Source organism: Arthrobacter sp. TJ-238, from assembly GCF_058269215.1.
Window position 1 is genome coordinate 566,708 of the sequence record NZ_JBZCNH010000002.1, and the last position, 22,608, is coordinate 589,315.

A 22,608-nucleotide genomic window follows, 5' to 3' on the forward strand; every position below is an offset into this window, starting at 1 on the left:
CTGGAGGGGACTGGCTATGGCTCTGCTGATGGACAGGGGAGACCCGCCGTCATGACCGACGACTACATGGGTGCCTGGCCGCTGCTCGAGCGCTCGGGGGAGGTCTCCTCGATCCTGGCGGGCCTCGCCGCACCCGGTTCGGCCGGCGTGCTGATCGTCGGAGCACCCGGAGTGGGCAAGACGGCCATCGCCCGCGCAGCTACGGCACAGCTGGAGAGTACCGCGCAGGTGGTCCTCATCCGCGGTTCCGCCGCCATGACCTCCACGCCCTACGGTGCGCTCAGCGTGCTGCTGATGGACGTGGACCCCGCCGGGGACATCGAATCGCTCCCCGTCCTGCACTCCCTCCAGGCCGCGCTGCGCGTGCGAGCCCGGAACCGCCCCGCCATCCTCATGGTGGACAACGTGCACCACCTCGACGACCCCTCCGTCCGGGTGCTCTCCTACCTCGCGGAGGTCGGCGCCGCCCGCCTCCTCGTGGCCTGCGACGGCCCCGCCCCGTCCGCAGCCCGCTTCTTCGACCTCTGGCGCACCGGCCGGCTCGCCCGCGTGGACGTGGCACCGTTGACCTTCGAGGGTATGCGCACCCTGCTCGCGCAGCTGCTGGACGGGCCGCTCTCCGGCACGGCCGCCGTCGCCCTCTGGCATGCCTCCCGCGGCAACCTCCGCGCCCTCCAGCTCGCCGTGCGCGGTGCCGTCGCGGCGGGTGCGCTCACGCGCAGCGCCGAGGCGTGGATATGGCACGACGGCGTGGACCCGGCCACCGCGCACGGGAACGACGGCCTGCCCGGCCCGCCGGCCGGCCTGACCGACGCCGCCCGCCAGGTCCTGGACGTGGTCGCGGTCGCCGGACCGGTACCCCTCGACGCACTCCTGCCGTCCTGCAGCGCGGAGGTGGTGGACGAGCTCGAGCAGGCAGGCGTGTGCGTCGTCGACCCCGAGGCGCCGCACGCGGTCTCGGTCGCCAACGGGGTGATCGGCGATCGCCTGCGCGCTGCGCTCGCCGTCAACCCGCTGCCCGCGTTCCTCGAACGGCTGACGAGCCTCGACGCCGGCGGCCTGCCGGTCACCGGCCGCCTGAACCTGCTGCGATGGTTCCTGGACGCCGAGATCCCGCTGCAGGAGGCATACCTCCGGGACATTGCCCGGCCCGCCACGGACGCCGGTGAGCCGCGTCTCGCCCTGCTCGCCGTCCGGCACCTCGCGGGGGTCGACGCCGCGGACCTCGCGGAGGTGCGCGGATGCCTGCTGCGCCTGCGGTTCAGCGAAGCCGGCGCGCTCCTCGAACGGATCGTGGCCGGCGACGCGCCGGCGTCGGATCCAGCCCGCGCGGCCGATCAGGCCCTGACGGTGGCCGTCGAGGCGGCCGCGAACGACGGACGCTTCACGGACGTCCTGCAGCTCGCCGCACCCCGGGACGGCGTGCTCCGCACGGGCGCACTCGCCGCGGAACGCGCCGCACGGCTCGTCCTGGCGCGCAGCCTCACGGGCACCGGGCCGGGAGCGAGGCGGTCCCTCGCCCGGCTCCACGGCCTCGGCCTGCCCGCCCCTACGGGGACCGCGGCCCGCCTGCTGCAGGAGAACGGATTCGCGGCGCTGGTCCAGGAGGGCTACCTCGAGGATGCCCTGCGCTTCACGGGCAGCTCCTCCCTCGCCGCCGGGCAATGGCAGGACCCCGCGGTGGCGGACACCCTCGCCGGGACCGCACTGGCCGCCTTCGGGCACAGGGACGCCGCGAGCGCGGTGGTGCGGCCCGCGCTCGAGCAGTTGCGCGAGGACAACCGGAGCGGTTTGCTGCCCCTCGCCGTCGCGGCGGCCGCCTACGCCTCCGCGCTGGGCCGCGAGGACGACGCCGATGCGTCCCCGACCGACGTGCGGGACGGCCGCGACGCCGGGTCCGCCGAGCACCTTCCCTGGTTGCACCGCTCCACGATCGGCCTCCTCCGCACCCTCGCGGACGCCCTCATGTCCGACAGCGATGCCGCCGCGCGCCGGTTCGTCGTCATGGCCGGCGCCCAGCGCAAGGCCGGCAACACCGGCGCCGAACTGCTGCTGCGCATGCACGCCGTCCGGCTCGGCCAGCAGTCCCAGGCCCCGTTCCTGCTGGAGCTCGCGCGGGGCATCGACACTCCCCTCGCCGGAGCCGGGGAGCTCCTGGCCCGTGGCGTGGCGGCCCGGGACCCGATGATCCTGCTGCAGGCCGCCGAGGCGGCGTTCGCCTTCGGGCACCTGGACCTGGCCGGCTCCGCCGCCCTGATGTCCATGCGCCTGCACGACACCGAGGACGAGCCGCTGCACTTCATCCGCGCCGAGCAGATCTTCCGGCGCACGCACGTACCCCGGAGGAACACCAGCGCGCGGCGCATCCTCACGGAGCGGGAGCGCGCCTTCGCCCGCATGGCCGCCCGGGGCGCCACGAACAAGGAAGTGGCCGCCACCCACCACCTCTCCATCCGCACCGTCGAAGGGCACATCCTGAAGGCCATGGGCAAGCTCGGCGTCTCCAGCCGCAAACAGCTCGCCACGGTGTTCACGCAATGAGCGCGCCCAGGGACGCCCCGCACCTGCTGATCGGACGCGAGGACCAGCTCGCGCGCCTGATCGGGGACCTCTCCGACCCCTCGACCTCCGGCATCCTCCTGCTGGGCGAGGCCGGGATCGGCAAGACGGCCCTGGCCGCCGCCGTCGTCGGCCAGCTCGCCGAGGGCACGCGGGTGCTGCGCGTCCGCGGCAGCGCCGTCCTCGGGACCGTGCCGTACGGAGCGTTCTCCACGTGGCTCGCCGGCCTGAGGTCCGAGGACATGGCGCAGCCCGTGGCCGTCCTGCGGCGCGTGGGCCAGGCGCTCGGCGGTCCCTCGCAGCTCGGCGGGGTGCCGCAGTCCGGCGGTGACCTCCCGCTCCTCGTGGTGGACGACGCGCACGACCTCGACCCGGGCTCCGTGACGCTGGTCGCGCAGCTCCTGGGCATGCGCCGCGCCCGCGCCCTCTTCCTCGCCCGTCCCGCGCCCGGACTGCCGCAGGGCCTCGACGAGCTCGTGGCCGACGGCATCGTCACCAGCATGCCCGTGGAACCGCTGACGCTCACCGACGTCGAGGAGCTGTGCGCCGCGCTCCTCGGCGGGCCCGTGGGTGCCGGGCTCGTCCACACCGTGGCGTACCTGACGCGCGGCAACCCGCAGTTCGTCCGCCTCTTCGTGCGCGACGGCCTCACGCGCGGCTTCATCACCGAGACCGACGGCGTCTGGCAGTCGGCCCCCGAACTCCCGCCCCTCGGCGCGCACCTCGCGGACCTCGTGCAGGCCGCGCTCGCCCCGCTCGACTCCGCCCAGCGGGAGGCGATGGAGCTCCTCGCGGTGGGCGGCCCGCTGCCCGGCGACCAGGCGCGGGAGCTCATCGGCCACGGCGTGCTGCAGCGCCTGCTCGGTGGCTCCTGGATCAGGAGCCGCGACGACGGCGCACTGACGGTCGGGCATCCGCTGCACGCAGAGGCACTGCGCGCCTCGATCCCCACGGCGCGCCGCGTGCTGCTGCAGCGACGCGTCCTGGCCGCCGCGACCACCCCGCCGCGCGACGTCGAGGAGGTCCGCCAGCGGGCGGCACTGGCCCTCGACGCCGGGATGCCGCTCGACGACCGCATCCTCCTGTCCGCCGCGACCAGCGCCAACCGCTGCTCCGACAGCGCCTTCGCCGTCCGGGCGATCCGCGCCATCCGGTCTCCGGAGCTCGAGCGGCACTGCCTCGTGGAACTCGCCTGGGCGCGGGCCAACGGCGGGCTGCTCGACGAGGCACTCGACCTCCTCGGGGACGCCCTCGAGGCTCCCGCCCCGCCCGATGTCCTTCAAGGCGGCGCGCTGCTCGCGCTCGAGGTGAGGATGCGCCGGGCGGCGTCAGCCGACGGCATGGACGCCGACGCCGGGCGCTGGGAGCAGTTCCTGACCCGCTCGGAGTCGGCGTCGGATCCCCGGACGGTGGCGGTGGGACGCAGCATCGCGGCGCTCGCGGTCGACGACGAACCCTTCGACGCCGTCGCACTCCGGGCGCTGGCCGACGACGACGGCGCCCCGGTGCCGTCACGGCTGGCGGCCCTCCTCGCGCTCGCGGTCGACGCGACCGGGGCCGGGAGACCCGCGGAAGCGGCCCGCCTGGCCGGGCGGGCCCTGGAGCTCACCGGTACGGACGCCGACACCGTGGCTTACCGCACCCACGCGATCTGCCTCGAACTCCTGGCACTGGCCGTCGCGGGGGAGTGGGAGCAGGCACGCGCCACCGCGATGACCAGGCTCCGGCTGGACGCCCGGCGCACGCACTTCCTGGCCGGGTGGCTCGACCTGCTCGACGGCGTCCACGCCCTGCAGGAGGGCCGGTTCCCCACCGCGCAGTCGCGGCTGAGCCTCGCGGTGCATGCCCTGCGCACCACGGACCACCTGCACGTCCTCCCGTGGATCACCGGGCTGGCCGCCTACGCCGCCCTCCTGGCCGGCGACCAGCGGCAGGCCGCGCTCCTGGTGGAGCAGGGTACGGAGTGGACGGGCGGCACCCGCCTGGCGCGCATGCTGGGCCGCGTCCACGCGGAGTCCGTCACGGCCGTCCTCGAGACGGACGCCGACGGCATCCCGCGGCTCGTGCGGCTCGCGGACGAGGCCGAGGAGGCCGGGCTTCCGCTCGTCGCCGCCACCGCGCTGAACCAGGCGCTCATGCTGGGTGACCGCACGGTCTTCGCGCGCCTGGCCGCCCTCACGGCGACGTTCGACGGCCGCGAACAGGCGCTGCTGCACGCCTTCGCCGGTGCCGGCGCCGCCTCGGACGCGGACCGGCTCCTCGAGGCCGGTGACGCCGCGCTCGACGCCGGCTACCGGCCGCTCGCCGCCGTATGCTTCGAGCGTGCGCGCGAGGTGCACGACAAGCGGCGTGATCCCGCCGCCGCACGCCGTGCCCAGAAGAAGCTCTCGGCCGCGACCGCGGGCTTCGAGGGTTCCTCCACGGAGGCCATCCGCCTCCCCGCGGCCGTGAAGCTGACCCCGCGGGAGACCGCTGTGGTGACCCTCGTGCTGCAGGGGCTGACCAACAAGGAGATCGCCGACCGCCACGGGACGTCGGTGCGCACGGTCGAGGGGCACCTCTACCGGCTCTTCATGAAGTTCGGCATCAGCCGGCGCGAGGACCTGCACCTGTTCGCGCAGGGAACTTAGGTACCACTGGGGTGCCCCGGATCGCATCCGGTGGCAGGATTAGAGCAGAGAAGCCTTGCGTAATTGCCGCGAGGCCTGCCCGATCCTGAGGAGTCCCACGTGCCCGTGGTCGAAACGCCCGTCACGCTCACGCCGTCCCACGCGGTGCTGACCGACGCCGAGGTGCACCGCATCCGCAACGACTTCCCGATCCTCGGCACCGAGGTCAACGGCAGGCCGCTCGTCTACCTCGACTCCGGGGCCACCTCGCAGAACCCGCTGAGCGTCATGGAGGCCGAGCAGGAGTACTACGAGCAGCGCAACGCCGCCGTGCACCGCGGGGCCCACACGCTCGCCGTCGAGGCCACCGACGCCTATGAGGACGCGCGCACCGCCGTCGCCCGCTTCATCGGGGCCCGCACCGACGAGCTCGTCTGGACCTCCAACGCCACAGAGGGCATCAACCTCGTGGCCTACGCGATGTCCAACGCCGCTGCCGGACGCGGGGGAGCGGCGGCGCGCCGGTTCGCCGTTGGGCCCGGCGACAACATCGTGGTGACCGAGATGGAGCACCACGCGAACCTCATCCCGTGGCAGGAACTCGCCGCGCGCACGGGCGCCGAGCTGCGCTTCCTGCCGGTGGCCGACGACGGCGCCCTGCGGCTCGACGACGCCGCCGCGGTGATCACTGCCGGCACCCGGCTCGTGGCGTTCTCGCACGCCTCCAACGTGCTCGGCACCATCAACCCCGTGGCCGATCTCGTGGCGCTCGCGCGGTCCGCGGGCGCCCTCACCCTGCTGGACGCCTGCCAGTCCGTGCCGCACCTCCCGGTGGACGTGAAGGCCCTCGACGTCGATTTCCTCGTGTTCTCCGGCCACAAGATGCTCGGGCCCACCGGGATCGGCGCACTGTACGGGCGGGCGGAGCTGCTGAACGCCATGCCGCCGTTCCTCACGGGCGGCTCCATGATCACCACCGTCACGATGGAGCGCGCCGAGTACCTGCCCGCCCCGAACCGCTTCGAGGCGGGGACGCAGCGGATCTCGCAGGCGATCGCCCTCGGTGCCGCCGCGAACTACCTCGCCGAGACCGGCATGCACCGCGTCGAGGCCTGGGAGTCCGCCCTCGGCGCACGGCTCGTGGAGGGCCTCGACGCCGTCCCGGGCATCCGCGTCCTCGGGCCGCGGGCGGGCGAGCCGCGCATCGGCCTCGCCGCGTTCGACGTCGAGGGTGTCCACGCCCACGACGTGGGCCAGTTCCTCGACGACCGCGGCATCGCGGTGCGGGTGGGCCACCACTGCGCGCAGCCGCTCCACCGGCGCTTCGGCCTCACCGCCACCACACGCGCCAGCACCTACCTGTACACCACCACGGACGAGGTGGATGCCTTCCTCGAGGCCGTCGCCGGAGTCCGTCCCTTCTTCGGAGCGAACTGACATGAGCACGGGCCTCGAACAGCTGTACCAGCAGATCATCCTCGACCACGCCAAGGCGCGGCACGGCTCGCCGCTGCGGGAGTACGACGGCGCGGGCCGCGTGGGCGAGTCCCACCAGCTGAACCCCGTGTGCGGCGACGAGATCACCCTCCGCGCCGGCGTGGCCGGCGGCACGCTCACCACCGTGACGTGGGACGGCGCGGGCTGCGCCATCTCGATGGCCTCCGCGTCCGTGCTCACCGACCTGGTGCAGGGGCTGCCGCGGGACGAGGTCATCACGCTGGTGGACGCATTCCGCGAGGTGCTGCGCTCCCGCGGGAAGATCGAGGCGGACGAGGAGGTCCTCGGCGACGCCGCGGCGTTCTCCGGGGTCTCGCGGTTCCCGGCCCGGGTCAAGTGCGCCATGCTCGCGTGGGTGGCGCTCGAGGAGTCGCTGCTCGCCGCGAACGCCTGACCCGGGCCTCCCGAGGCCTGTCCCACGAGCAGGTTCATAGGTGCACACTCGTGCACCTATGGTGGGGGAACCCACCCCTGCACGAGACGGGCCTCCCATGCTCTCTGTCCTCCGGCGGTCCGCGTACCGCACCCTCTTCACCGCGCAGGTCGTGGCGTTGCTCGGTACCGGACTGCTCACCGTCGCCCTCGGCCTCCTGGCCTTCGACCTCGCCGGCGGCCGGGCAGGCGCGGTGCTCGGCACCGCGCTGACGATCAAGATGATCGCCTACGTCTTCGTCGCCCCCGTCATGGCGGCCCTGGTCGAACGCCTGCCGCGCAAGGGCGTCCTCGTGGGTGCGGATCTCGTGCGCGCCGCGATCGCGGTGGGCCTGGCCTTCGTGGACCAGGTCTGGCAGATCTACGTGCTGGTGTTCGTCCTGCAGTCGGCGTCGGCGACCTTCACGCCCGCGTTCCAGTCCCTCATCCCCGTCGTCCTGCCGGAGGAGAAGGACTACACGAAGGCGCTGTCGCTCTCCCGGCTCGCCTACGACCTGGAGTCCCTCCTCAGCCCGCTGCTGGCCGCCGCGCTGCTGACGGTGGTGTCGTACTCCGACCTGTTCACCGGCACGACGGCGGGGTTCCTCGTGTCCGCGGCGATGGTCCTCGCGACGCGGCTCCCGGTGATCCCGCCCTCGCAGCATCAGGGACCGCTCCTGCGCCGCACCACCCTCGGCACCAAAATCTTCCTGCGGGACCCGACCCTGCGCGGGCTGATGGCCCTGAACCTCGTCGTCGCCACGGCAACGGCGCTCGTCCTGGTGAACACCGTCGTCTACGTCCGGGAGCTCTTCGGCGGGTCGAACACCGGCGTCGCGATCGCCCTGGCCGCCTTCGGCGCCGGGTCGATGCTCGTCGCGTTCGTCGCGCCCGCAGTCCTCGAGCGCGTGGCGGACCGCACGTTCATGCTCGCCGGCGGGACCATCCTCCCGCTGGGCCTGCTCGGCGCGGCCCCCGTCGCCGGGACCGGCGGGTCGTGGGCGCTGTTCCTCGGCCTCTGGGCGGTCCTCGGCATCGGGACCTCCATGATCAGTACGCCGTCCTCGCGTCTCCTCCGGCGCGCGGCGACCGACGACACCAGGAGCTACCTCTTCACCGCCCAGTTCTCCCTGTCCCATGCGTGCTTCATGCTCACGTACCCGGTCGCAGGGTGGGTCGGGGCCGCCGCGGGCCAGCCGACGGCGGCCCTCGTGCTGGGAGGGCTGGCCCTGGCCGGCACGCTCACCGCGCTCGCCGTCTGGCGACCGGCAGGGGACGGCGCCCGGGCGGCCCACGCCAGGCCGGGCGCCGTCCCGGGGCGGTAGCGTAGGAGCGGCACGGGACACGACGCCGGGACGAGGAGAGTGGTCGAGATCAGCACCCCCACCGCCTCGGGCGGCGAGCCCGCCCGGCCGAGCCTGGTGCATCCCGTCGCCCCCGACGCGGCGCGGCTGGAAGCGGGAGCCGCGACCTTCCGCATGCTCGCCGACCCGACCCGCCTGCATCTCCTGTGGCTCCTCACCCAGGGGGCGGCCGACGTCGGAACCCTCGTCGCGGCGACGGGCGCCAACCGGACCGCGGTGAGCCAGCACCTCGCCAAACTCCGCCTGTCCGGGCTGGTGTCCACGCGGAAGGAGGCGCGGAACGTCGTCTACAGCATCGTCGACGGGCACCTGACCCGGCTCATCCTCGAGGGCATGAACCACGCCGACCACCGCGTCACCGGGGAACCCGTCCACGAGTAGGCACTGCCACCGGCCCGCCGGCAGCCCGGATTCCACCGCATCGGCACTCGGTCAGGGCCGGACGCCGTTCATCGCGGGCTGCGGGATCAGGATCGTGAAGCACGTGCCCTTGCCGCGCTCGCTCGTCACGGTGATGGACCCCTGGTGCTCGCCCACGATGGTCTTGGTGATCAGCAGCCCCAGCCCGACGCCGGGCACCGCCGTCGCGCGGACCGTCGGCGAGCGGAAGAAGCGGTCGAAGATCCGGTGCAGGTCCTCCGAGTCGATCCCGATCCCCGTGTCCTCGACCTCGATGACCAGGCCGTCCTCGTCCCGGCGGGCGTCGAGCGTGATGCTTCCGCCCCGCCGGTTGTACTTCACCGCATTGGTGAGCAGGTTGTCGACGGCCTGCCCGAGGCGCACCGGGTCCACCACGGCGGGCAGGCACGACGGCGCGCGGTTCACGAGCCGCAGACCCGCACGCGTGGCGCGGACGTACCCCGACGACGTCGCGTCCGCCAGGAGCCGCCCGACGTCGGTGGGCACGGGGTCCACCCGGAAGGACCCGGCGTTGATGGCGAGGAGGTCCTCGACGAGACGCTCGAGCCGCACCGCGTTGCGGCGCGCCACCTGGAGGTGTCTGGCGACGCCGTCGGGCAGGTCCTCCTCGCGCTCGAGCGTCAGCTCGAGGTACCCGAGGATGGACGTCAGCGGCGTCCTGAACTCGTGCGACACGTTGGACAGGAAGTCGTCCTTGGCCTGCAGCGCGAGGACCAGTTCGGTCACGTCGTTGAAGGAGACGACCGTGCCGGCGAACGCGCCGTCGTCGTCGTGCATGGCGTGCGAGTAGATGTTGAATGCGCGCTGGGCCCGCCCGCTGCCCACCCACACCTGTTCGGCGTCGAGGTCCTCACCGCGGATCGCCCGGCGCACCGGCCGCTCCTCCAGCGGGACGGGCGTGACCCGGTCCGCGCCGAAGATCAGCAGGTCGGACTCGTTCGGATCGTCGTTGCCGGGAGGCGCGGCAGCGGCGTGGGCCTCCCGTTGACGGGCATTCATGAGGATGTCGTGACCCTCGGCGTCGATCGCCAGCAGCCCCACGCTGACCGTGTCGAGGATGGTGCCGAGCAGGCGTTCGCGGGCGCGGCCGGCCTCCACGTTCTCGCGCAGCGCCTCCTGGGAGGCCCTCAGCGCCTCCTGGCGCCGCCGGTTCTCCTTGGTGAGCGCGCCGACGAACCAGGCGAGGCCGGAGAGCATCACGGGGAGAAGGACCGGGTCCACCAGCTCGTCGAAGGTCAGCGGTTCGGCGCGGAACGCGAGCGGCAGCCAGATGATCGTCAGGGACGCGAGGGCGGAGACGGCGACGGCGGTACCCGTGCGGACCCGGGATGCGATCCAGACGACGGGGAACGCCGCCAGCAGGCCGACCCCCGCAAGGCTCTCGCCCGCGGACGCGCGGGAGAAGCCGACCGCGACGAAGTCGACGAGCGGCAGGACGATCACCCAGCGGCTCGGGATACGCGACCACGGCAGTGTGCAGCACAGGGCCAGGACGAGGAGATTCAGGGCCCAGCCGGCGAGGAATCCCGGGGCGGACGCGAGGGCGTCGGGCTCGGTGAAGGCCAGCGCCGTGGCGAGGGTGAACGCGATGGTGAGGGCGAGCTCGCTGTAGATGATGCGGCGCCGGTGCCGCGAGCGCCGCGCACTGCGGCCCGTTCCCTGGAGGCTTCCCGCCGTCGGTGCGTGTGCGGTTTCGCCCATGGGCTGATCCTAGGCCAGAGGCCCAGTAGACTGGACGGAGGTGAGCCGGGAAGTCTGGTCGGCAGTTTCTTCGTCAACCCCTTGTGAGGACATCACCATGAGCCAGACCCCATCCGTTCCGCCGCGTTCCTCCGTGCTGGGGAGGGGCACCTACGGCGAGGCGCTGAGGATCGGCGAGATCCTGCGCAAGGAGACCGTCGGCGGTATCCTGCTCGTCGCCGCGGCCGTCCTCGCCCTCGTCTGGGCCAACTCACCGGCCTCCGAGAGCTATTTCGCGCTCCGCGACCTGCGTGTCGGCTACGCGCCGTGGCACCTCGAGCTGTCCCTCGGCGCCTGGGCTGCCGACGGGCTGCTGGCCATCTTCTTCTTCCTCGTCGGCCTGGAGCTCAAGCGCGAGTTCGTGGCCGGCGACCTCCGAAGCTTCAGCCGGTCGGTGGTGCCGATCGCCGCCGCCGTCGGGGGCGTCGTGGTTCCCGCCGTCATCTACGCGCTGATCAACCTTGCCAGCCCGGAGGCGCTGCGCGGCTGGGCGATCCCCACGGCGACGGACATCGCGTTCGCTGTGGCCGTGCTGGCGATCATCGGCTCACACCTGCCGAGCGCACTGAGGATCTTCCTGCTCACCCTGGCCGTGGTCGACGACCTCATCGCGATCACCATCATCGCGGTGTTCTACACCAGCGATCTCTCCGCCGGTCCGTTGCTGCTGGCGCTCCTGCCCCTGGCGGTCTTCACGTTCCTGGCCCAGCGGTACCGCCGGTTCTTCGGCACCCGGCCCTGGGCGGCCTGGATCATCCTCCTGCCCCTGGGCATCGTCACCTGGGCGCTCGTGCACGCCTCGGGCATCCATGCCACGGTAGCCGGCGTGCTCCTGGGCTTCGCCATCCCGGTGATCCGCTCGCAGGCGAGCGGCGGCCCGACGGCCGGCCCCGGGCTCTCGGAAATCTTCGAGCACCGGTTCCGGCCCATCTCGGCAGGCTTCGCCGTCCCGGTGTTCGCCTTCTTCTCCGCCGGCGTCGCCATCGGGGGCTGGGACGGGCTGCTCTCGGCCGTCACCGATCCCGTGGCCGTCGGCATCATCGTGGCCCTCGTGGCGGGCAAGCCCATCGGGATCCTGGGGACCACCTGGCTCGTCACGAAGGTCACCCGGGCGTCCCTGGACCGGTCCCTGAAGTGGGTCGACGTGTTCGGGGTCTCGCTCCTGGCCGGGATCGGCTTCACGGTCTCGCTGCTCGTGGCGGAGCTCAGCTTCGGGCTGGGCAGCATCCACGACGACCACGCCAAGGTGGGCATCCTCACGGCGTCGCTGCTGGCCGCTCTCCTGGCAGCGGCGGTGCTGGTCCTCCGCAACCGCCACTACCGCGCGCTGGCGGTCGAGGAGACCATCGACGCCGACCAGGACGGCATCCCCGACGTGTACGAGCAGGACGGCCGGTCGTAGCCCGGCGGGTCCCTGTGGCGGGCTGCGCGGGTCACTGACCGTGCCCGTCCGCAGCCGCCGCGGGGGAGTCCTCAGCGCCCACCGGTCACCCCGTCCGTTCCCTCGCCTGAGTCCTCGTCGACCGCAGGGCGGAGGACGTCGTTGAAGGGCGTGTGGAGGCGGGTGAAGGGCCAGTCGGACCGGAGCCAGGACAGGGCGAAGGCGTCCAGCTCGTCCCGGAGCCGTGGGGGCGCGCCGGCGGCGAGCCACCAGGACACCTCGGCCTCGGCCCCCTCGTCGGTGGGTACGGGGTCGATGTAGAGGCAGCCCAGGAGGGTGTTCTCGTCGGCGGGCAGGATGGCGTAGTTGAACGACGCGTGCGCGTCCATGTCGTCGGCGTGGTGCTGCAGGTCCTCGAGGTCCTGCTCGCGGGTCATGGTCGGCGGCGGCCAGCCCCAGGCCCGTCCGTACATCGCCCAGAGCATCTCCCGGTTCTCGAGGACGACGGGCAGGTCGATGTCCACGTCGTCGGGGCCGATGGGACGCAGGTGCACGCCCTCCGTCCACTCGACCAGGAGCGGGTGCTCGAAACCGGCGGGAAGCCAGGGGCGGGACATGGTCTGCTCCTCGGGAGGTACGGCCCTGCGGGGCTCAGCCGATGAGGGTGCGGACCCCGATGACGGCGGTGGCCGCGCCGAGGATCATCGACGTGGAGATCAGCATGACGTGCACCGTGAGGAAGCGGGTGGCCGCTCCGTTCTCGTCGCGGGCGCGCGGGTCCTTGAGGATGCGGCGCAGGAACGGGGGCCAGACGATCAGGGTCCAGACGCCGGCGAGGATCAGGATGAGGGCGAGGGGTGTGGGCAGTTCCATGGCGTGCGGGTCTTTCGGTTCGGGGGCGGGGCTGGACGATCGTGCGTCAGCGGCTCTCGAGCCACTTCCGGGCCTCGACGGCCTGCACGTTCAGGGCCTTGCCGATCATGGGCTCCGCGGCGCCGGCGATCTTGCCGCCGAGGAACGGGATGGAGGAGGTGACGTTGCCCTGCAGGTCCACGACGGTGTCGGTGCCCTGGGCGATCAGTCGCTGGACGGCGGACACGTTCAGGGGCACGCCGGCGACGGTCATCTCGAGCGAGGCCTGGCGGGAGCCGTCCGCTGCGGGCGCCTCCCAGTGCTCGGTCTGCGTGACCGAGAGGGTCTCGCCCACGAACTTGCGGGCCATGTCCGGCAGGCGGGTGGTCGGCATGGTGCGGACTGCGGTGAGGGTGAACGCCCCGGCGGTGTCGCCGTCGACAGTGAGCGACTCCAGGGTGCCGCCGACGTACTCGCTCATGTGACGCACGAAGCCCTCGTCGGTGAAGACGCCGAGCACCGTGTGGGCGTCGTAGGGGAGCGTGGTGGACGCGTTCAAAGCCATGGTTCCTCCGGGATTTCGGCGCGCTGACCGCAGGGAGCGGTACGCAGGGGTCTTCCGGCAATCCTACGGCCTGCCCCACGGCAGCCCGGGGACCACTTGCCCGGGCGGGAAAGCGTCAGGGCCCCTTGGTAGTGTGGAGACGTCCCGGGAACGATTCGTCTTTCCGGGCTTTCGTGCTGTCCCAGCACCGCTGCCGCTGCGCTTCGCCGGTGACGGGACGGGACGGAGGAACCACCGCCTGAGGAGTCCCGAACAGATGAGCCTTAACGGATTGCGCGCGGCCCTGGCCGAGGATGCGTCCTACGCCCGCGTGCGCACCAATGCGTCGCGACCTGTGGACCAGCGCAGCGCGGATCTGCAGATCGGTGCCCCCGCGGGCCTGCGCGCCCCGCTGATCGCCGAGATGGTCGACGGGCTCGCGTCGTCGGGTCCGGGGACCCCCGGGAACGACGCGGCGCCCGTGGTGCTGGCCGTCACCGCCACGGGGCGCGAGGCGGAGGACCTCGCCTCGGCGCTGCGCAGCTACCTGCCCGAGAGCGCCATCGAGGAGTTCCCCAGCTGGGAGACGTTGCCGCACGAACGGCTCTCACCCCGCTCCGACACCGTGGGCCGACGCCTGTCCGTGCTGCGCCGGCTCGCCCACCCGGAGGGTCCGCCCGTCAAGGTCATCGTGGCGCCCATCCGCGCCGTCGTGCAGCCGCTCGTCGCCGGGCTCGGTGATCTCGAGCCCGTGGCGCTGAAGGTCGGTGACGAGGTGGCGTTCTCCGACGTCGTCAAGGCCCTCTCCGACGCCGCCTACGCGCGCGTGGACATGGTCACGCACCGCGGCGAGTTCGCCGTGCGCGGCGGCATCATCGACGTCTTCCCGCCCACCGAGGACCACCCCATCCGCGTGGACTTCTTCGGCGACGAGGTGGACCAGATGCGGTGGTTCGCCGTCGCCGACCAGCGCTCCCTCACGTCGGGGGAGCCGCCGGCCGCCCTGTACGCGCCGCCGTGCCGCGAGATCCTCATCACGCCGTCGGTCATGTCCCGGGCCGCGAAGCTGCAGTCCGAACTCCCGGCCGCCGCCGCCATGCTGGAGAAGATCGCCGGCGGGATCGCCGTCGAGGGCATGGAGTCCCTCGCCCCCGTGCTCGTGGACGCCATGGTGCCGTTCGCCGGGGAGCTGCCGCCCGGGTCCATCGCCGTCGTGATCGAGCCCGAGAAGGTCAGGGCGCGCGCCCACGACCTCGCCGCCACCAACGAGGAGTTCCTCGCCGCTGCATGGTCGACGGCGTCCGAGGGTGGCGCGGCGCCGCTCGATCTCGGCGGAGCCCTGGGCACTGACCTGCAGGAGGCGAGCTTCCGCTCGCTCACCGACACCCGCTCGACGGCGCTCGCCAACTCGGTGGCGTGGTGGGGCATCACGTCCTTCGGCGCCGACGAGGAGCTGAGCGACGTGGACAGCTTCACGCTCCACGCTCGCGAGCCCCGCGGCTACCAGGGCGACGTCGCCGAGATGATGGAGTTCATCGGCGGGCGCGTGCGCGACCAGTGGCGCGTCGTCGTCGCCACCGAGGGCCCCGGTCCGGCCCAGCGCCTCGCCGAGCTCTTCCACGACAACGACATCCCTGCGAGCCGCGTGGACTCCCTCGACGGCACTCCGCAGCCGGGCATCATCGAGATCACGACGGCGTGCGCCGGCCGCGGGTTCGTGGTGGACGGCCTGAAGATCGGGTTGCTCACCGAGGCCGACCTGCTGGGCCGCACCAGCGCCGCGGGCACCCGGGACATGCGCAAGATGCCCTCGCGCCGCCGCAACGCCGTCGACCCCCTGCAGCTCAAGGAGGGCGACTTCGTGGTCCACGAGCAGCACGGCGTGGCGAGGTTCGTCGAGCTGATGCAGCGCTCCACCGGCGCCGGGCCCACCCGCACCACACGCGAGTACCTCGTGCTCGAGTACGCGCCGTCCAAGCGCGGCGCCCCGGGGGACCGGCTCTTCGTGCCCACCGACCAGCTCGACCAGGTGACGCGCTACGTGGGCGGCGACGCGCCGGCCCTCAGCAAGATGGGCGGCTCCGACTGGAGCAAGACCAAGAACCAGGCGCGCAAGGCCGTCAAGGAGATCGCCGGCGAGCTCATCCGCCTCTACTCGGCGCGCATGGCCTCCCGCGGCCACGCCTTCGGACCGGACACGCCCTGGCAGCGCGAGCTCGAGGAGGCGTTCCCCTACGTCGAGACGCCCGACCAGCTGACCACCATCAACGAGGTCAAGGCCGACATGGAGCGCGAGGTCCCCATGGACCGGCTCGTCTCCGGCGACGTCGGTTACGGCAAGACCGAGATCGCCGTCCGCGCCGCGTTCAAGGCCGTGCAGGACGGCAAGCAGGTGGCCGTGCTCGTGCCCACCACGCTGCTGGTGCAGCAGCACTTCGAGACGTTCTCCGAGCGCTTCTCCGGCTTCCCGGTGCGCGTGAGGGCCCTGTCCCGCTTCCAGACCGCGAAGGAATCGCGCGAGACGGCGGAAGGGCTCACCTCGGGTGCCGTCGACGTCGTGATCGGCACGCACCGGCTCCTGTCGAAGGAGATCTCCTTCAAGGACCTCGGGCTCGTGATCGTGGACGAGGAGCAGCGGTTCGGCGTGGAGCACAAGGAGGCGCTGAAGAAGATGCGCACCAACGTGGACGTCCTCGCGATGAGCGCCACACCGATCCCGCGCACGCTCGAGATGTCGCTCACCGGTATCCGCGAGACCTCCACGCTCGCCACCCCGCCGGAGGAACGCCACCCCGTGCTCACCTATGTGGGCCCGTACACGGACAAGCAGGCGTCCGCCGCCATCCGCCGCGAGCTCATGCGCGAGGGCCAGGTGTTCTTCGTGCACAACCGGGTCTCGTCGATCGACCGGACCGCGGCGCACCTCAAGGAGCTCGTGCCCGAGGCGCGCGTCGCCGTCGCGCACGGGCAGATGACGGAGTCGCGGCTCGAGCAGATCATCGTGGACTTCTGGGAGAAGCGGTTCGACGTGCTCGTGTGCACCACGATCATCGAGACCGGGCTGGACATCTCCAACGCCAACACGCTGATCGTGGACCGGGCCGACTCCTACGGACTGTCCCAGCTGCACCAGCTGCGCGGCCGCGTCGGCCGTGGTCGCGAGCGGGCGTACTCGTACTTCCTGTACCCGTCGGAGAAGCCGCTCGGCGAGGTGGCCCTCGAGCGGCTGAAGGCCGTGGCATCCCACAACGAGCTCGGTGCGGGGATGCAGCTGGCCATGAAGGACCTCGAGATCCGCGGGGCGGGCAACCTGCTCGGCGGCGAGCAGTCCGGCCATATCCAGGGCGTCGGGTTCGACCTCTACATCCGCCTCGTGGGCGAGGCCGTGGCCAACTTCCGGGGCGAGGCGGAGGAGAAGGCGGCGGAGATGAAGATCGAGCTGCCCGTCAACGCGCACCTGCCGCACGACTACGTGCCGGGGGAGCGGCTGCGCCTCGAGGCGTACCGCAAGCTCGCCGCCGCCGTGACGGACGAGGCGATCGACGCCGTCGTCGCCGAGCTCAAGGACCGCTACGGCGAGCCGCCCGCCGCGGTGGAGAACCTCATCGCCGTCGCGCGTTTCAGGGTGAGCGCCCGTGCCCTCGGGCTGACGGACGTGGCGCTGCAGGGCAACTTCATCAAGTTCGCCCCGGCGGAGCTGCCGGAGTCCAAGCAGATGCGGCTCACGCGCATGTACCCGGGCGCCGCGGTGAAGCCGGCGCTCAACGCGGTGCTGGTGCCGAAACCGAAGACCGCGAGGATCGGCGGCAGGGACCTCGTGGACGCCGAGATCCTGGGCTGGGCGAAGGACGTGCTCGAGACGGTGTTCACGCCCTAGCCCTGCGGCCCCCGCCGGCCGGATACGCGCCCCTCACGCGAAGAGGCCGCCCCCTCGGGGACGGCCTCTTCTGCGATGGGGGAGCGGCGGTGTGCCGCCGCTGCTAGGAGCTGACGCCCGCGGACGTCTCCTTCTCGTCGGTGCGGTTGCCCTGGGCGAGGTTGTAGCCGGTGTCGGCGCGCCCCAGGATGCCCTGCGGGACGAAGAACGCGATGAAGGCCAGCACGATGATCGCTGCCATGGGCCACACGTCCTGCGGGGTGAACCAGGTCATCAGGTACATCCCGAGCAGGAACAGGCCGAACATGATCACGAACACCAGGATGTTCCCGACGAGGTGGCCCTTGCCGGCGTGGGCGGGCTGGGCCTCGGCCCTGGCGTTGGCTTCGTGTGACATTACGGTCTCCTTGCGTGCTGGATCTGCTGCGCCGTCAGTAGCCTGACGCGCCCTGTTCACCCTTAACGATAGCGACTCCCGAGCTGGCACCGATACGCGTTGCCCCGGCGTCGATCATGGCGCGGGCGTCCTCGAGCGAGCGGACGCCCCCGGAGGCCTTCACGCCGATGTCCGGGCCGACGGTCTTCCGCATGAGGGCGACGTCCTCGACCGTGGCGCCTCCACCGTTGAAGCCCGTGGAGGTCTTCACGAAATCGGCCCCTGCCTCGACAGCGGCCTCGCAGGCAAGCACTTTCTGCTCGTCGGTGAGCATCGCCGTCTCGATGATGACCTTCAGGATCGCGCCCTGCTCGTGCACGGCGTCGGCGACGGCGAGGATGTCCGCCAGCAGCACGTCCTTCTCGCCGGCGCGGGCGGCGGCCATGTCGATGACCATGTCGATCTCGTCGGCGCCGTCGGCCACGGCGCCGCGGGCCTCGAAGACCTTCGACTCGGTGGTGGTGGCCCCGAGGGGGAAGCCGATCACCGAGCACGTGAGGACGCCGGAGCCCTTCACGGCCGTGCGCACGGTGCTGACCCAGAGGGGATTCACGCAGACGGACTTGAACGAGTACTCGACCGCCTCGCGGCACACGGTGAGGATCTGCTCACGGCTGGCCTCGGGCTTCAGGAGGGTGTGGTCGATGTAGGAGGCGAGGGAAACGTCGTTAGGCATGTCCTCCATCCTTCCATGTCGCCCGGCGCCTCACAGGCCGAGCGCCTCGCCGACGTCGCGCCGCACGGCATCGAGGCGCGCGCGGGCGGTCTCCTTGGCGGCACCGAGCTCGGCGGCGGACCCGACCGGCTCCACCACCTCGAGGTAGCACTTCAGCTTCGGCTCGGTGCCGCTGGGCCGGATGATCACGCGGGTCCCGTTCTGCGTCAGGTACAGGAGCCCGTCCGTGGGCGGCAGCTGCGCGGAGCCCCCGGCGAGGTCCTCGGCCGCGCTCACCGTGGAGTCGGCGAACGACGTCGGCGGGTTCTCGCGCAGCCGGTTCATCATCGCGCCGAGGAGCCCGAGGCTGCCCACCCGCACCGAGAGCTGGTCGGAGGCGTGCAGCCCGTGGACCAGGAACGCGTCGTCGAGCAGGTCGAAGAGCGTGCGGCCGGCGGCCTTGGTGGCGGCGGCGAGCTCGGCCAGCAGCAGTCCCGCGGAGATGCCGTCCTTGTCGCGCACGACCTCCGGTGCCACGCAGTACCCGAGGGCCTCCTCGTACCCGAAGGCCAGGTCGTGCACGCGCGCGATCCACTTGAAGCCGGTCAGGGTCTGGGCGTGGCCGATCCCGGAGACGCCCGCGATCCGTCCGAGGAGGCGCGAGGACACGATCGAGTTCGCGAAGACGCCCTGGCGCAGGGCGTCGGGGCGGGCAGCGTCGGTTCCGCCGCCGTCCCGCGACGCCGCGGTGAGGCGTGCGGCGAGGTGCAGGCCGAGGAGCGTGCCCACCTCGTCGCCGCGCAGCATGCGCCACGCGCCCGTGGCGGGCTCGAGCGCCGCGAGTGCCACGCGGTCGGCGTCAGGGTCGTTGGCGATCACGAGGTCCGCGCCGACCTGCCCGGCGGTCTCGAGCGCGAGATCCAGCGCTCCGGGTTCCTCCGGGTTGGGGAAGGCGACGGTCGGGAAGTCCGGATCGGGCTCCGCCTGGCGCTCCACGAGGGTGACGTCGTCGAACCCCGCCGCGGCGAGGACCGCGCGGGCGGTGCGGCCGCCCACGCCGTGCAGGGGCGTGAGGACGATCTTCAGGTCGCGGTCCCGGCTGGACGGGTCGGCGAGGCCGGAGACGGCGGCGACGTAGTCGGTCTCGATGGTCTCCGGCAGCACGGTCCAGCCGTCGGAGGCGAGCTCGATGCGGTCCGCGGCCTCGATGCGGGCGGCGATGCCGGCGTCGTGCGGTGCCACGATCTGGACGCCGCGCGCGTCCTCCTCCACGGCGCGCCCGCCGAGGTACACCTTGTACCCGTTGTCCTGCGGCGGGTTGTGGCTCGCGGTGACCATGATGCCCACCTCGCACTCCAGGGCGCGGATGGCGTAGGCGAGCACCGGCGTCGGCAGCTCGCGCGGCATGAGGAACGTCTCGATCCCGGCGGCGGTGAAGATCGCCGCGGTCTCCTCGGCGAAGATCCGCGAGTTGTGGCGTGCGTCGAAGCCGACGACGGCGCGGGGAGCGTAGGAACCGGCGGCGAGATCGAGCGCGTGTGCGGCGACGCCCGCGGCGGCCCGACGGACCACCACGCGGTTCATGCGGTTCGGCCCGGCGCCTAGGGCGGCACGCAGGCCGGCGGTGCCGAAGGCGAGCGGACCGGAGAAGCGGTCCCGCAGGTCCTGTTCTGCGGCGGCGGCGGCGGAGTCACCGGCGCGCACGTGCGCGACGACCGCGCGAAGCTCCTCCGCGGTCTGCGGGTCCGGGTCCGCGGCGGCCCAGGCATCCGCGGTGGTGAGGAGGGTGTCCAGTTCCGAGGTGGTCATGCGGGCCCCTAACGTGGGTCGGCGGAGGAAGTCCGACGGGCGCCGGTCAGGGCCCGCGTGCTGCAGATGGCTGGTGCGCTGGTGCGCTGGTGACCTGGGTCAGAGGGCGGCGACGATGTCGGCCAGCAGGCGGGAGATGCGCGGCCCGGCTGCCTGTCCGGCCTCGAGGACCTCGGTGTGGCAGAGCGGAACGGGGCTGATGCCGGCGGCGAGGTTCGTGACGAGCGAGATGCCGAAGACCTCCATGCCGGCATGCCGGGCGGCGATGGCCTCGAGCGCGGTGGACATGCCCACGAGGTCGGCGCCGATCCGCCTGGCGTACTGCACCTCGGCGGGCGTCTCGTAGTGCGGGCCGGTGAACTGCGCGTACACGCCCTCCTCGAGGGTGGGATCGACCCTGCGGGCGAGGTCGCGGAGGCGCGAGGAGTAGAGGTCCGTCAGGTCCACGAACGTCGCACCCTCGAGCGGGGAGGACGCCGTGAGGTTGATGTGGTCGCTGATGAGCACCGGTGTGCCGGGCTGCCAGTGCTCCTTCAAGCCGCCGCACCCGTTGGTGAGGATCATCGTCGTCGCACCGGCAGCCGCCGCGGTGCGTACACCGTGCACCACGGCCCGCACGCCCTTGCCCTCGTAGAAGTGGGTGCGGGCCCCGAGCACGAGCGCGCGCTTGCCGTTGGGCGTCAGCACGGAGCGGATGGTGCCGGTGTGGCCGACGACGGCGGGAGCCGAGAAGCCGGGGATCTCCGCGGCGTCGAGCGTGTGGGTGGTCTCGCCGATCAGCTCGGCGGCCTCGCCCCAGCCGGAGCCGAGGACGAGGGCGGTGTCGTGCCGGTCGATGCCGGTTGCTCGGGCGATGTGGTCGGCAGCGTCGCGGGCCAGGTCAAAAGGATCAGAAGTCACCGTTACAACTTACCCGCTACCACTTGCCCGGTGCGTTGCGGCCGCTGGACGGGACGCCCCGCCGTCCTGTCCGCGCGCCGCGCCCGCGCCGTTCGGGCATGTCGGTGGTATGGGCAATAATCGGACGGTGACGAACCAACTCGATTTCAGTTCACTGCGCCTCGCGATCCTCGGTGGCGGCCCCGGCGGCTACGAAGCGGCGATGGTTGCGGCGTCGCTCGGCGCGAAGGTCACCATCGTGGAGCGCAAGGGCCTCGGCGGGTCCGCGGTGCTCACGGACGTGGTGCCGTCCAAGACCCTCATCGCCACCGCGGACACCATGACGCGCTTCACGGACGCGAGCGGCCTCGGGGTGCACTTCTCCGCCGACAGCGCCGTGTACGCGGACCTGGACAAGGTCAACCAGCGGCTGCTGAAGCTCGCGCTCGAGCAGTCCTCGGACATCCGCGCCACCCTCGAACGCCTCGGAGTGCGGGTGCTCATCGGCACCGGCAAGCTGCTCGACGACCACCGGCTCGAGGTCGAGGCCGACGGCGAGACCACCATCGTCGAGGCCGACGCCGTGCTGCTCGCGGTCGGCTCCACGCCGCGCGAACTGCCGAGCGCCATGCCCGACGGCGAACGTATCTTCAACTGGACGCAGCTCTACAACCTCCGCGAGATCCCGGAGCACCTGGTCGTCGTCGGCTCGGGTGTGACCGGAGCCGAGTTCGCGAGTGCCTACAACGGTCTCGGTTCCAAGGTCACCCTCATCTCCAGCCGGGACCGCGTGCTCCCGGGGGAGGACGCCGACGCCGCGGAGGTGCTCGAGGGCGTCTTCAAGGACCGCGGCATGACCGTGCTGTCCCGCTCGCGGGCCAACTCGGTGGAACGCACCGACACCGGCGTGATCGTGACCCTCGGTGACGGCAGCACGGTCGAGGGCAGCCACTGCCTCGTCGCCGTCGGGGCCGTCCCCAACACGAGCGGGATCGGCCTCGAGGAGGCCGGGGTCGCGGTCAGCGAGTCCGGGCACATCCAGGTGGACGGCGTCTCACGGACGACGGCGTCGAACGTGTATGCCGCGGGGGACTGCACGGGTGTCTTCGCCCTCGCCTCGGTGGCCGCGATGCAGGGCCGGATCGCCATCGCCCACCTCATGGGTGACTCCGTGAGCCCCATTAAGCTCAAGCAGGTCGCGTCGAACATCTTCACGTCCCCCGAGATCGCCACGGTGGGCGTGACGGAGGAGGACATCGCGTCCGGCCGGTACCAGGGCGACATCGTGAAGCTCTCCCTGCACACCAATGCGCGCGCGAAGATGATGAACGTCAAGGACGGCTTCGTGAAGGTCATCTCGCGCAAGGGCTCCGGCACGGTGATCGGCGGCGTCGTCGTCGGCCCGCGTGCCTCGGAGCTGATCTTCCCGCTCGCGCTCGCCGTGACCAAGAAGCTGCACGTCGACGACGTCGCCAACACGTTCACGGTGTACCCGTCGCTGACCGGGTCCATCTCGGAGGCGGCGCGGCGCCTGCACGTGCGGCTCTGACGCAGCGCTGCCGCCCGCCCCACACC

The 22,608-nt window shown here is 72.2% G+C and carries 17 protein-coding genes; 9 read left to right on the forward strand and 8 right to left on the reverse strand.

Annotated features, from left to right (window positions below):
* Positions 1-51: 51 nt before the first annotated feature.
* The 6 genes from AC4D2O_RS05920 (at position 52) to AC4D2O_RS05945 (ending at position 8,821) form a co-directional block, all read left to right on the forward strand.
* Entirely contained in the window at positions 52-2,541 is a 2,490-nt protein-coding gene (locus tag AC4D2O_RS05920; protein ID WP_490905760.1) for a LuxR C-terminal-related transcriptional regulator, read from the forward strand.
* The gene (locus AC4D2O_RS05925) at positions 2,538-5,189 is read left to right on the forward strand and encodes a LuxR C-terminal-related transcriptional regulator (protein ID WP_490905762.1); all 2,652 of its coding nucleotides are present in this window, start codon (positions 2,538-2,540) and stop codon (positions 5,187-5,189) included. The genes AC4D2O_RS05920 and AC4D2O_RS05925 overlap by 4 nt, the downstream gene beginning before the upstream one ends.
* 99 nt (positions 5,190-5,288) lie before the next feature.
* Entirely contained in the window at positions 5,289-6,605 is a 1,317-nt protein-coding gene (locus tag AC4D2O_RS05930) for a cysteine desulfurase (RefSeq protein WP_490905763.1), read from the forward strand.
* A 1-nt stretch (position 6,606) separates the two neighbouring features.
* Positions 6,607-7,059 carry a Fe-S cluster assembly sulfur transfer protein SufU gene (sufU, locus tag AC4D2O_RS05935; protein ID WP_490905765.1) on the forward strand — a complete coding sequence of 151 codons (453 nt, stop codon included), beginning with the start codon at positions 6,607-6,609 and terminating at the stop codon, positions 7,057-7,059.
* Positions 7,060-7,156: 97 nt separating this feature from the next.
* Positions 7,157-8,401: an MFS transporter gene (locus AC4D2O_RS05940; RefSeq protein ID WP_490905767.1), complete on the forward strand. Its 1,245-nt coding sequence runs from the start codon at positions 7,157-7,159 to the stop codon at positions 8,399-8,401.
* 39 nt (positions 8,402-8,440) lie between these two features.
* A complete protein-coding gene (locus AC4D2O_RS05945; RefSeq protein WP_490905769.1) occupies positions 8,441-8,821 on the forward strand; it encodes an ArsR/SmtB family transcription factor in 381 nt (126 codons plus the stop codon).
* A 51-nt stretch (positions 8,822-8,872) separates the two neighbouring features.
* Here AC4D2O_RS05945 and AC4D2O_RS05950 read toward each other — a convergent pair whose 3' ends face one another.
* Positions 8,873-10,561 carry a sensor histidine kinase gene (locus AC4D2O_RS05950; protein ID WP_490905771.1) on the reverse strand — a complete coding sequence of 563 codons (1,689 nt, stop codon included), beginning with the start codon at positions 10,559-10,561 and terminating at the stop codon, positions 8,873-8,875.
* A gap of 97 nt (positions 10,562-10,658) precedes the next feature.
* Here AC4D2O_RS05950 and nhaA point away from each other — a divergent pair, with 97 nt between their 5' ends.
* A complete protein-coding gene (gene nhaA / locus AC4D2O_RS05955) occupies positions 10,659-12,002 on the forward strand; it encodes a Na+/H+ antiporter NhaA (RefSeq protein WP_490905772.1) in 1,344 nt (447 codons plus the stop codon).
* Positions 12,003-12,073: 71 nt separating this feature from the next.
* On the opposite strand, the gene AC4D2O_RS05960 is transcribed toward nhaA, so the two are convergent.
* Genes AC4D2O_RS05960 through AC4D2O_RS05970 form a run of 3 tightly spaced genes read right to left on the reverse strand, consistent with a single transcriptional unit; the run spans position 12,074 to position 13,398 of the window.
* Entirely contained in the window at positions 12,074-12,598 is a 525-nt protein-coding gene (locus tag AC4D2O_RS05960; RefSeq protein ID WP_490905774.1) for a GNAT family N-acetyltransferase, read from the reverse strand.
* 34 nt (positions 12,599-12,632) lie between these two features.
* Positions 12,633-12,854 (reverse strand): SCO4848 family membrane protein, encoded by a 222-nt coding sequence (locus tag AC4D2O_RS05965; RefSeq protein WP_490905776.1) that lies wholly within the window; start codon positions 12,852-12,854, stop codon positions 12,633-12,635.
* Between the two features lie 46 nt (positions 12,855-12,900).
* Positions 12,901-13,398, reverse strand: coding sequence for a DUF2505 domain-containing protein (locus AC4D2O_RS05970; protein ID WP_490905777.1), 498 nt, complete (start codon positions 13,396-13,398; stop codon positions 12,901-12,903).
* Positions 13,399-13,654: 256 nt separating this feature from the next.
* Here AC4D2O_RS05970 and mfd point away from each other — a divergent pair, with 256 nt between their 5' ends.
* Positions 13,655-17,254, forward strand: a complete 3,600-nt coding sequence (gene mfd / locus AC4D2O_RS05975) for a transcription-repair coupling factor (RefSeq protein ID WP_490905779.1) — start codon at positions 13,655-13,657, stop codon at positions 17,252-17,254.
* Positions 17,255-17,357: 103 nt separating this feature from the next.
* On the opposite strand, the gene AC4D2O_RS05980 is transcribed toward mfd, so the two are convergent.
* The 4 genes from AC4D2O_RS05980 to AC4D2O_RS05995 form a co-directional block, all read right to left on the reverse strand.
* Entirely contained in the window at positions 17,358-17,651 is a 294-nt protein-coding gene (locus AC4D2O_RS05980; RefSeq protein ID WP_490905782.1) for a hypothetical protein, read from the reverse strand.
* A 34-nt stretch (positions 17,652-17,685) separates the two neighbouring features.
* Positions 17,686-18,366: a deoxyribose-phosphate aldolase gene (gene deoC, locus AC4D2O_RS05985; RefSeq protein WP_490905786.1), complete on the reverse strand. Its 681-nt coding sequence runs from the start codon at positions 18,364-18,366 to the stop codon at positions 17,686-17,688.
* 30 nt (positions 18,367-18,396) lie between these two features.
* Entirely contained in the window at positions 18,397-20,154 is a 1,758-nt protein-coding gene (locus AC4D2O_RS05990; protein WP_490905790.1) for a phospho-sugar mutase, read from the reverse strand.
* A 99-nt stretch (positions 20,155-20,253) separates the two neighbouring features.
* Positions 20,254-21,054 carry a purine-nucleoside phosphorylase gene (locus AC4D2O_RS05995; RefSeq protein ID WP_490905792.1) on the reverse strand — a complete coding sequence of 267 codons (801 nt, stop codon included), beginning with the start codon at positions 21,052-21,054 and terminating at the stop codon, positions 20,254-20,256.
* 127 nt (positions 21,055-21,181) lie between these two features.
* Between AC4D2O_RS05995 and AC4D2O_RS06000 the strand changes: the two genes are divergently transcribed.
* Positions 21,182-22,582 carry an NAD(P)H-quinone dehydrogenase gene (locus tag AC4D2O_RS06000; RefSeq protein WP_490905794.1) on the forward strand — a complete coding sequence of 467 codons (1,401 nt, stop codon included), beginning with the start codon at positions 21,182-21,184 and terminating at the stop codon, positions 22,580-22,582.
* Positions 22,583-22,608 lie beyond the last annotated feature (26 nt).